Origin of the sequence: Streptomyces spongiae, from assembly GCF_009377185.1 — a bacterium.
In the GTDB taxonomy this organism is placed as follows: domain Bacteria; phylum Actinomycetota; class Actinomycetes; order Streptomycetales; family Streptomycetaceae; genus Streptomyces; species Streptomyces spongiae.
The window spans coordinates 1-10,580 of the sequence record NZ_VJZC01000348.1 but is presented as its reverse complement, the minus strand read 5'-3'; the positions used below and the strand labels follow the sequence as shown (position 1 = coordinate 10,580).

At 70.3% G+C, this 10,580-nt stretch carries 7 protein-coding genes; 1 reads left to right on the top strand and 6 read right to left on the bottom strand.

The window, feature by feature from the left end:
• Positions 1-52: 52 nt before the first annotated feature.
• From FNH08_RS33535 to FNH08_RS33515, 5 genes are all read right to left on the bottom strand, one after another.
• Entirely contained in the window at positions 53-1,693 is a 1,641-nt protein-coding gene (locus FNH08_RS33535) for an ABC-F family ATP-binding cassette domain-containing protein (RefSeq protein ID WP_322725931.1), read from the bottom strand.
• A 127-nt stretch (positions 1,694-1,820) separates the two neighbouring features.
• Positions 1,821-2,843 carry an oxidoreductase gene (locus tag FNH08_RS33530; protein ID WP_152775291.1) on the bottom strand — a complete coding sequence of 341 codons (1,023 nt, stop codon included), beginning with the start codon at positions 2,841-2,843 and terminating at the stop codon, positions 1,821-1,823.
• 257 nt (positions 2,844-3,100) lie between these two features.
• On the bottom strand, positions 3,101-4,825 hold the full coding sequence (locus FNH08_RS33525) for a BCCT family transporter (protein ID WP_322725930.1): 1,725 nt from the start codon (positions 4,823-4,825) through the stop codon (positions 3,101-3,103).
• An 83-nt stretch (positions 4,826-4,908) separates the two neighbouring features.
• Entirely contained in the window at positions 4,909-6,204 is a 1,296-nt protein-coding gene (locus tag FNH08_RS33520) for a M14 family metallopeptidase (protein ID WP_228034503.1), read from the bottom strand.
• A gap of 8 nt (positions 6,205-6,212) precedes the next feature.
• On the bottom strand, positions 6,213-8,177 hold the full coding sequence (locus FNH08_RS33515) for a Xaa-Pro dipeptidyl-peptidase (RefSeq protein ID WP_152775290.1): 1,965 nt from the start codon (positions 8,175-8,177) through the stop codon (positions 6,213-6,215).
• Between the two features lie 239 nt (positions 8,178-8,416).
• On the opposite strand from FNH08_RS33515, the gene FNH08_RS33510 reads away from it, so the two are divergent.
• Positions 8,417-9,910, top strand: a complete 1,494-nt coding sequence (locus FNH08_RS33510) for a M1 family metallopeptidase (RefSeq protein ID WP_322725929.1) — start codon at positions 8,417-8,419, stop codon at positions 9,908-9,910.
• 29 nt (positions 9,911-9,939) lie between these two features.
• On the opposite strand, the gene FNH08_RS33505 is transcribed toward FNH08_RS33510, so the two are convergent.
• Positions 9,940-10,416, bottom strand: coding sequence for a F0F1 ATP synthase subunit B family protein (locus FNH08_RS33505; RefSeq protein WP_152775288.1), 477 nt, complete (start codon positions 10,414-10,416; stop codon positions 9,940-9,942).
• Between the last annotated feature and the right edge of the window lie 164 nt (positions 10,417-10,580).

Genomic DNA, 10,580 nt, shown 5'->3' with positions numbered 1-10,580 from the left:
GCGGTGAGGTCCGGCGGGGGCGAGGAAAAAAGCCTCTGCCCGGCGGGGCGCCCTAGCGTTCCGTCACCTTTCCCGCCGCCACCTCGAAGCGGCGCGTCACCCGTACCGCGTCCAGCATCCGGCGATCGTGGGTGACGAGCAGCAACGTGCCCTCGTACGAGTCCAGCGCCGACTCCAGCTGCTCGATGGCGGGCAGGTCGAGGTGGTTGGTGGGCTCGTCCAGGACCAGGAGGTTGACGCCCCTGCCCTGGAGCAGCGCGAGCGCGGCCCGGGTGCGCTCCCCCGGGGACAGGGTCACCGCCGGGCGCAGCACATGGTCCGACTTCAGACCGAACTTGGCCAGGAGGGTGCGGACCTCGGCGGGTTCCGTGTCCGGTACGGCCGCGCAGAACGCGTCGAGCAGTGACTCGGACCCGTGGAAGAGCTTTCGGGCCTGGTCGACCTCGCCGACCAGGACGCCGGAGCCGACGGAGCCGTGGCCGGCGTCCAGAGGGACACGGCCCAGCAGCGCGCCGAGCAGCGTCGACTTGCCCGCGCCGTTCGCGCCCGTCACGGCCACCCGGTCCGCCCAGTCGAGCTGGAGGGACACCGGGCCCAGTACGAAGTCACCACGGCGCACCTCGGCGTCGCGCAGGGTCGCGACGACGGCGCCCGAGCGCGGAGCGGCCGCGATGTTCATCCGCAGCTCCCACTCCTTGCGCGGCTCCTCGACGACTTCGAGCCGCTCGATCATGCGCTGGGTCTGTCGCGCCTTCGCCGCCTGCTTCTCGCTCGCCTCGCTGCGGAACTTGCGGCCGATCTTGTCGTTGTCGTTGCCCGCCTTGCGGCGCGCGTTCTTCACGCCCTTGTCCATCCAGGCGCGTTGCGTCTGGGCACGGTCCTGGAGGGCCGCCTTCTTGTCGGCGTACTCGTCGTAGTCGTCGCGCGCGTGCCGACGGGCGGTGTCCCGTTCCTCCAGGTATGCCTCGTAACCTCCGCCGTAGAGGTTGATCTGTCCTTGCGCGAGGTCGAGTTCGAGGACCTTGGTGACCGTTCGGGTAAGGAACTCGCGGTCGTGGCTGACGACGACGGTGCCGGCCCGCAACCCGCTCACGAAGCGTTCGAGCCGTTCCAGCCCGTCCAGGTCCAGGTCGTTGGTGGGTTCGTCGAGGAGGAAGACGTCGTAGCGGGAGAGCAGCAGGGAGGCGAGCCCCGCCCGCGCCGCCTGGCCGCCCGAGAGGTCCGTCATCAGCTGGTCCAGGCTCACTCCCAGGCCCAGCGAGTCGGCGACCTCCTCCGCTCGTTCGTCGAGGTCCGCGCCGCCCAGGGCGAGCCAGCGCTCCAGGCTCGTCGCGTACGCGTCGTCCGCGCCGGGCGCTCCGTCGACGAGCGCCTGCGTGGCCTCGTCCATCGTGTCCTGTGCCGCGGCGACGCCCGTACGGCGCGCCAGGAACTCCCGTACCGTCTCGCCCACCCGCCGTTCCGGTTCCTGGGGCAGATGGCCCACCGTCGCGGTGGGCGGGGAGAGCCGCAGCTCCCCCTGCTCCGGCGCGAGCAGCCCGGCGAGCATGCGCAGCAGCGTGGACTTGCCCGCCCCGTTGGCACCGACGAGCCCGATCACGTCACCGGGCGCCACGACGAGGTCGAGCCCGGAGAAGAGCGAGCGGTCGCCGTGTCCGGCGGAGAGGTTCTTGACGACGAGGGTGGCGGTCACAGGGGGTGATCCTAACGACCACGGGACACGCGTTCCCAACGGAATCCCTCCGGAACCGGACCGCGGGGCGGGCCAGGGCGGTGCGGTGCGGGGCAGGCGACGCAGCTCGCCGGGGACCCGCCCCGCCTCAGCGACTCACCCGCTCCACCAGCACGCTCCCCGATGACCGCGCCACCACGAACGACTCGCCCTTCAGGGCCTTCCCGTTCAGTGCGATGCGGTGGCGGCCCGCCGGGAGGATGCCGTCGAAGATCTCGTACGTGTGGGCGCGGTACAGCCGGTCCAGGCGGTACGCGGTCACCTGTACGCGGCAGGTGGACGTGACCTCGACACCCGCCTCTCCGCCCGCGGCGACCAGCCGGGTCAGGCGGCGCCGGTCCGACGGACTCCGGTCCAGCGCGTGCTCGATCTGGGCCACGAGCAGCGGGATGATCGGGGCGAGCCCGTCGACGTACGCGACCTCGACCCCGGCCGCGTCGAACGCCCCCCGTACGGCGGCGCGTTGCTCTTCCCCCACGGCCCGGCCGAAGGCCACCGCGCCGTAGGTGCGCAGTTCGTCGGGGGGCACGTCGGTCGCGTCGTGGGTGATCTCCGCACCGATGCCGATGGTGCGAAGAGCCGCCGCGAGCTTGGCGAGGACCGCGACGCGGGCACCGATGAGCAGGACACGGCGGCGGGCCGAGGGGTCGTCTCCGTTCAGCAGGGACTGCAGCGCGCTGCGGTATCCCGGGCCGTGGAAGCGGAACGGTCCGATGCCGTGGTAGCCGTTCCGCTCCAGGTCGGCGATCTCCTCCGTCTGCCAGGCGAAGTCACGCCACACGTAGTCGTCGCCGTCCTGTTCTATGACCGCCGTGACGGCCCCGCAGGCGAGGTCCTCGCACTCGGGGCAGCCGTAGATGACGTACCGGCTGTCGGTCAGCGGTGCGTCGGCCTCCAGGAGCAGACTGCGCACCTGGGCGCTGAAGATCGCGGGCGGGACGTCGGAGGCGAGCGGGGAGACGGCGTCGAGGTCGGAGAGCTGGAACAGCAGCGGGCGTCCGTCGACGATGAAGTCGACGAAGTCCCGGTGCACTTGGTAGTCACCGTTGGCGAGGACGCCACCGGCACGCATCGCCGGTGCCAGGCCGAAGGTCGCGTACTCGGCAGACATGGTGTGAGTATCCCCAGACTGGGAGCAATGTGAGTGCGGCATGACACATTCCGTCGATGTCACCGCCGATGTCACCGCGCGACGGAACCGGGAAGCGCCGTCCCAGTCAGGTATGAGGGGCGTACGTACGGTCGAGGGCGTAGTCGTCGAGACGCCGCTGGACTCGCCCCTGAGGGGCGCGGGGAACTGCGCGACCGGCCACGACGCATCGCGGCCGCCATCCGACCCGCAGTTCTCCCACCGCCCGTCAGCGAACCTCAGAACTTGCCGATCGGATCGCCCTCCGTCTCCATCGCCTGACCGGGACCGACCCTGATCTCGAACTCGCCGTCGTACTTCTTGTGGCCCTCGATGACGGCCAGTTCGACCGCCTCGGAGGCCATCTCCTCGCGCACGATGACCGGATCGCGGCGCAGGTCGCGCATGAGGGCGACGCACATGCCGATCATCACGAGGACGAAGGGCACGGCGGCGAGGATCGTGAGGTTCTGGAGCCCGGTGAGCGCGTCGCCCTGTCCGCTGCCGACGAGCAGCATGATCGCGGCGACGGCTCCGGTGACGACGCCCCAGAACACGACGACCCATCGGCCGGGTTCGAGCGCGCCCTTCTGCGAGAGCGTTCCCATCACGATGGACGCGGCGTCGGCACCGGACACGAAGAAGATGCCGACCAGGATCATCACGAGCAGACTGGTGACCGTGGCGATGGGATAGTCGTGGAGCACGGCGAAGAGCTGCCCCTCGGGGGTGGCCTCGTTGCCGAGCCGCCCGCCTTCCTGCTGCTTCATCGCCGTACCGCCGAAGATCGCGAACCAGACGAGGCTGACCGAGCTGGGGACCAGGATCACGCCGCCCACGAACTGGCGGATCGTCCGGCCGCGGCTGATGCGGGCGATGAACATGCCGACGAACGGCGTCCAGGAGATCCACCAGGCCCAGTAGAAGACGGTCCAGCTGCCCAGCCAGTCCGCGACGCCCTTGCCGCCGGACGCCTCGGTGCGGCCGGCGAGTTGCGGCAGATCGCCGAGGAAGGCGAAGACCGACGTCGGCAGCAGGTCGAGGATCAGGATGGTCGGGCCGGCGATGAACACGAAGACGGCCAGCACCAGTGCGAGCACCATGTTGGTGTTCGACAGCCACTGGATGCCCTTCTCCACGCCGGACACCGCGGACGCGACGAACGCCACGGTCAGGACGGCGATGATGGAGACCAGGAGACCGGTGCTCACCTTGTCCATCCAGCCCAGCTCCCGGACGCCGGAGCCGATCTGGAGCGCGCCGAGGCCGAGAGAGGCGGCGGAGCCGAAGATGGTGGCGACGATCGCGAGGATGTCGATGATCCGGCCACCGGTGCCGTTGGCGTGCTTCTCGCCGATCAGCGGGGTGAAGACGGCGCTGATGGTCTGGCGGCGGCGCTTGCGGAACGTGCTGTACGCGATGCCGAGGCCGACCACGGCGTAGATGGCCCACGGGTGCAGCGTCCAGTGGAAGAGCGTGGTCGCCATCGCCGTCTCCATGCGCTCGCCGGAGCTCTGGGGGTTGGTGCCCGGCGGAGGCGTGGTGTAGTGCGAGAGCGGCTCACTGACGCCGTAGAACATCAGGCCGATGCCCATGCCCGCGCTGAACATCATCGCGACCCAGGACACCGTGCGGAACTCGGGCTTCTCCCCCTCCGCACCCAGATGGATACGGCCGTAGCGGCTGACCGCGAGCCAGAGGGCGAACACCACGAAACAGGAGGCGGTCAGCATGAAGGCCCAACCGCCGTTGTGCATGAGCCCGCCCAGCAGCTTCGCCGAGACGTCCTCGAGCGAGTCGGTCCAGACGGCGCCCCAGAGGACGAAGGCCAGCGTGAGCGCGGCCGTCACCCCGAACACGATCCGGTCCGTCTGCGGCCGTCCGCCGCCCTCGAGGCCCGCTTCCGTTCCCGGAAGCGCGCCTCTCTCGTGAGAGCCGTCGGTACGATCTTGATCATGCGTCACAGGCGAAACCTTTCCCCGAGTGTCTGGAACAGGGCTACCCCTTCCCGGAAAGCGCTACTGTATGTGATGCTGACCGCAACTTTTCAACAGTCCGTGTCGGGCTCCCCGTTCGTCAGCCGGTACGGCGCCTTTTCGTCCAACAGCAGCGGGACGAGGGCGCGCAGCGACTGCCGCAGGGGGACGAGGGTGCCGTCGCCGTCGTGGCGCACGCGCACGCCGTGCAGGGCGAGCTCGTCCCTCACGTCCGTGTACTGGGCGTCGGTGAGCCGGTAGCCGCAGGGCGGGTCCTGGATCACTTCGGCCGGTTCGGCCGGGTCGTTGTCGGCGCCGCCCACGTAGACCGGCCCGGTGTCCCGGTAGCCGGCGGCACGGGCCGCCGCCGTGACCGCGTCCACCCGGCCGCCGCGCTCACCCGCGAAGCTGAACAGGCCCTTGAGCGCCGACAGTTGGGAGTTCACCCGGCGCCGGTTGTTGACCGGCTCCACCGTCCCGTCCGTCAGCGGTTCCACACGGCTCTCGATGAGCAGCCCGACGGAGTGTTTGACGCCGGACATGTTGCGCAGGATGCGTTCCTGTCCGTCGCCCGCGACCTGTTTGACCGGGTCGCCGGTGACGGGGTCGGTCCAGATGCCGTACGTGCCGGTCGTGTACCCGGCGGTCTGCGCGGCGGGCCGTACGTACGCCCGCGACAGGGTTTCGGCCTCCTCGTGGACGGACGCGTCGGTGTTGAGGTTGCGCGGCCAGAGGTCGAAGAGATCCTTGTCGTAGTACTGCGGAGTGGCGCCGTACTCGTGCAGGTCGTAGACGACGTCCGGCCCGCGGTCGCGGATGACCGCGGCCATCGCGCGCGCCTCGGCCGTCCGCAGCGACAGGTGGTCACGGTTGATGTCGATGCCGTCGCTGTTGCCGCGGGTGTCGGCGGCCCGGCCGTCGGGGTTGGCGGTGGGCACGACGAGCACGGTGGTGCGTTTCAGGAACTCCTTGGTCCGCTTGTCCTTCGTGTACGCGAGGTCCCTGACCGTGGAGAGACACGCCTCGCGACCGGAGGGTTCGTCGCCGTGCTGGCTGCAGATCAGGAGCACGGTGCGGGTCGTGGGACGCGTCCCGACGCGGACGAGCTGGAGCGGGCGGTCCTGTTTGGTCGTGCCGATGCGGGTGATCGACACACGGTCGCTCGCCCGGTCCACGGCGGCCAGGAACTCCTGCTCCTCCGGCTGGGTGGTCCAGCGCGCGCCGCTCGTCTGCTCGAATCCGGTGCGCGGAGGGGTATCCGTGGCCGAGGCCGCGTGCGCCGGCGTCGCCAGCAGGGGCGCGGCCAGGGCCGTGGTCAGGGCTGTGCTCAGGGCTGCGGCGATCATCGCGGCGGTGCGGCGGTGCATGCGGGGTTTCATTCGGCTCCCGGGACGCGGTGGGCGGTACGCGGGTCACGGACGCCGTCGAGGACGGACGCGTCCGGCGTGGAGGTGGCGCCCTTCGTCGCGCTCGCGAACGCGTCGGCGCCGCCGACCAGCGGTACACGCGCGGACGTGCGGGACAGGTCGATCTTCAGCGTGGGGGTGGACGACGGCGGGTCGATCAGGTCCTTGTCCGTGCCCGCGACGATCAGGGCGAGACGGTGGCCCTTCGGGATCACGTGATCGCTGACGTGCAGGTCGAGCGTGATCGTGTACGGCTTGCCCGGCGTCAGCGGTGCGCCCGTCCCGTCCGAGGCGTGGTTGCCGAGGTCGGCCCAGCCGCGGCTGAAGATCGTGTAGTCGACGTCGGCGGTCTTCGCCCGTGTCTCCTTGAAGCAGGAGCTGTCGCCGCTGGTGCTCGGGCCCCAGCAGGTGCGGTCTGCGAGCGTGGTGATGCCCTCGGCGGGGTCGGCGTAGTCGCGGATGGTGTCCGGGCCCAGGTCCACGAGGACCGCAGAGAGGTGGGCGGTGGAGGTGGTGGGCGTCGCGGTGACGGTCACCTTGGAGGAGCCGGACAACCGCAGGGCCTTGGTGAGGGGCCCCGTGACGAAGCCGGACTTGTCGGGGGTCGACTGGTCGATCCGGGCGGCCCAGTCGGTCTCACTGTGCGACGGGTCGTCGGTGAAGGTCTCGGTGCCCGAGCCACGGCGCAGACCGAGGGTGCCGACACCGGCCTGGGCGCCCTTGTCCGGGCGCAGGGTCACGGTCCCGGTGCTCCGGGGCGGCCACACGCTCGACGTCACCCACTTGTCGGGGTGCCGCTCGATGTCGGCCATGGGCTCATCGTCGATGCCGTTGTCGTAGCCGAGGAGCTCATGGTCGAACCAGCGGTGCAGGGTGTCCACCCAAGCGGCCCTGCGGAAGTCGAAGGGGTCGACGTGTCCGGTCTGCGAGATCCAGATCTTGCGCTCGACACCGTTCTTCGCGAGGGCGTCCCACCACTGGCCGAAGTGCCCCGGCCTGACGTTGAGGTCCTGCCGGCCGTGCACGACGAAGACGCTGGCCTTCACCTTCCTGGCGTCCTTGACGTAGTCGCGCTCGGTCCACAGCGGGGTCCAGTCGCCGGTGCGCGGTGCCTGGTCGACGAGCTTCTGCTGGACCGCCGCGCACCTGGCGCGGGCGTCGGCGCTCTCGACGTAGTTCGACAGCCAGTCGGGGCCGGAGTCGTAGAGCGGGGCGCCCTTGGCGAAGTAGTAGTCGTACCAGGAGGAGATGGCGCTGATCGGGACGATGGTCTCCAGCCCCTTGACGCCGGTGGCGGCGACGCCGTTGGCGATGGTGCCGTCGTAGCTCTTGCCGATCATGCCGGTCCTGCCGTTCGTCCAGGTCGCCGTGGCGCGGCTGGTGCCGGTGCGGCTCGTGTAGCCCTTGGCCCGGCCGTTCAGCCAGTCGACGACGGCCTTCGCGGACTGGATGTCGGAGCGGCCGCCGACGTCGACGCAGCCGTCGGAACGGTTGGTGCCGGCGAGGTCGACTCCGACGAAGGCATAGCCGCGGGGCACGAAGTAGTTGTCGTAGAAGAGCGGCATCTGGACGACGTTGCCGCTCGCGTCGTACGTCTTGCGCTGGCTCTCGTTGCCGCGCCCGCAGCAGGAGTAGTACGGGCTGGCGTCCATGATCACGGGTATCTCGCGGCCCTGCCGGGCGAGCTCACGGGGCCGGACGATGTCGACGGCGACGCGGTCCGGCTTGCCGTCGCTGTCGCCGTCGAGTCCGGTGTCGACCCATACGGACTCGCGGATGGCGTTCTCGTACGAGTAGACGGGCTTGCTCTCCTTCGGGGCGGGTGCGCTGTTCGCCACCGCCGGGGTCAGGAAGGCGGCCATCAGGGCGGCCGTGGCCGCCGTCGCGAGCGATCTCCAGGTCGTGAAGCGCCTGCGGCGCGCAGGTAGGGGCATGCGCGGACGGTACTGCGGTCAACTCCCGTGCAAAAGAGGGCCCATTGGGGCATGCGGGGGCCGATTCGGCGTTCGGTCGGCGTGTCGGCCAGAGGGTGGCTCGAAAGGAGCGCCACAGGGGGTCGCTCATGTCGGACGAATGGCGATCGTGTGACACGAGCGGCGATGGACACGTCAGAGCCGACAGGTGACGCATAGGCTCCGGACAGACTTCGTGCCCCTACGACTTGGAGTCCCACGTGCACCGCAGACTGCTCGCACCGGGTGCGCTCGCCGTCTCCCTGCTGCTGGCGATCCCGGCATCGGCGGCCGACTACGAGCCCGGCGCGCCGGGAATCGGCGATTCCTACTACCCCGCGTACGGGAACGGCGGGTACAACGTCTCGCACTACGACCTCCGGCTCAGGTACCAGCCGGCGACGGACAAGCTGGAGGGCACGGCGACCCTCCTCGCCCGGACCACGCAGGACCTGTCCCGCTTCAACCTCGACTTCCTGCTGGACGTCAGCGAGGTACGCGTCAACGGCACCAAGGCGTCCTTCGCCACGTCCGGCGAGCACGAGCTGGAGATCACCCCGAAGACGCCTCTGCCCAAGGGCACGCCCGTCACGATCGTGGTGCGCTACAGCGGGGTGCCGTCGTCGAAGCAGGCCTATGGCTTCACCAGCTGGCACCGCACTCCGGACGGCGGGGTCGCCGCGAACGAGCCCGAGGCGGCCTGGTGGTGGTTCCCCAGCAACGACCACCCGCTCGACAAGGCCACGTACGACGTGTCGGTCGCCGTACCCGACGGCACGCAGGCGATCTCCAACGGCACGCCGCAGTCGGTGACGTCACGCAAGGGCTGGACCCGCTTCAACTGGCGGTCCGACAAGCCGCAGGCCACGTATCTCGCCACACTCGCGGTCGGGAAGTTCGACGTCACGACCGGGTACACCGAGAGCGGGATTCCGGTCATCAACGCGTACAGCGAGGACCTGGGCGACAACGCGGGCGCGGCCCGCGCGAGCATCGAGCGGACGGGGGAGATCGCCGACTGGCTGGCCGAGTACTTCGGGCCCTACCCCTACAACGCGCTCGGCGGCTATGTGCCCAACGTGACCACCGGGTACGCGCTGGAGACGCAGACCCGGCCGTTCTACAGCCCGCGGCAGTTCGCGCAGGGCCCGAACGTCTCCGTGGTCGTCCACGAGCTGGCCCACCAGTGGTACGGCGACCTCGTGTCGGTCGCCGGGTGGAAGGACATCTGGATCAACGAGGGCTTCGCGCGGTACGCGCAGTGGCTGTGGTCCGAGCACGAGGGCGAGGGAACGGCCCAGGAGCTCGCGGACCACGTGTACGCGTCGCACCCCGCCGACGATGCCTTCTGGACGGTCAAGCCCGGTGACCCTGGGCCGGAGAACCAGTTCGACATCGCCGTGTACGACCGGGGCGCGCTGGCGCTCCAGGCGCTGCGGAACGAGATCGGCGACAAGGCGTTCTTCGCGATCCTCAAGGGATGGCCGGCGAAGTACGCCCACGGCAACGCGACGGTCGCGGACTTCCGGGCGTATGCCGAGCAGGTGTCCGGGCGGTCGCTGGGAAGTCTGTTCGAGACGTGGCTGTACGAGCCGTCGAAGCCGGGGGCGCCGGCGGCGCGCGATGCGAAGGTCGTCGCTTCGCGGAGCTCGGTGGTCAAGGCGCCGAAGTCGTGGAAGAAGATCGCGGCGACCAATTCCGTGCACGATCACTGAGTGTGGGCTTGTCGGACGGCGGGATGTACTCACGGGCGCGGTTCGGCCTCGGCCGTGATCCGTTCCCCCAGCACCCGGCTCGCCAGTTCCGTGGCCAAGTCCGCGGCGTGTACGCGGAGTTCGGCCTCGGCTGCGACGCGGTCCGACGCGATGCGGGCGTGTGCCTCGGCGAGGAGGGCGTCGCGTTCGCGTTGTGCGTCCGCGCGGGCGGCTGCGATCAGGGCGGCGCCCTCCTCGAAGGCCAGCCGGCGGGTGCGGGCGGCGTCGTGGTGGGCCTCGGCGAGGACGGCGGCTGTCTCGGCGCGTTTCCGCTCCGCGTGCTCCCGTACCTCCGCGGCTCGCCCGGCTGCGCCCCTGGTCGCGTCGTCGCGTGCTTCGAGCGTGCGGTCGACGCGGGGCAGTAGGCGGGAGACGGTGAGGTGGACGAGGGTGAACAGCGCCGCCGCGACGAGCAGGTGCTCGACTTCCGGGTTCAACGGGCCGATCGGGAAGGGGAGGAGGTCCATACCCGTGGCTTACCCGGTCGTGCGTGGGGGTGTCGGGGATGCGGGGCCGCCGTTCAGCCCATCGGGGGTTGTTCGCCCCCGCCGCCCCTACCCGTCCCGTCCCCAGGGGCGCTGCCCCTTCGACCCCGTCCTGGGGGCTGCGCCCCCGTGCCCCCGGGGTGGGT

Coding starts and splice junctions, on each gene's coding strand:
- FNH08_RS33530 (WP_152775291.1), bottom strand. CDS start 2,843: ATGTCTGCCGAGTACGCGACCTTCGGCCTGGCACCGGCGATGCGTGCC.
- FNH08_RS33515 (WP_152775290.1), bottom strand. CDS start 8,177: ATGCCCCTACCTGCGCGCCGCAGGCGCTTCACGACCTGGAGATCGCTC.
- FNH08_RS33520 (WP_228034503.1), bottom strand. CDS start 6,204: ATGCACCGCCGCACCGCCGCGATGATCGCCGCAGCCCTGAGCACAGCC.
- FNH08_RS33505 (WP_152775288.1), bottom strand. CDS start 10,416: ATGGACCTCCTCCCCTTCCCGATCGGCCCGTTGAACCCGGAAGTCGAG.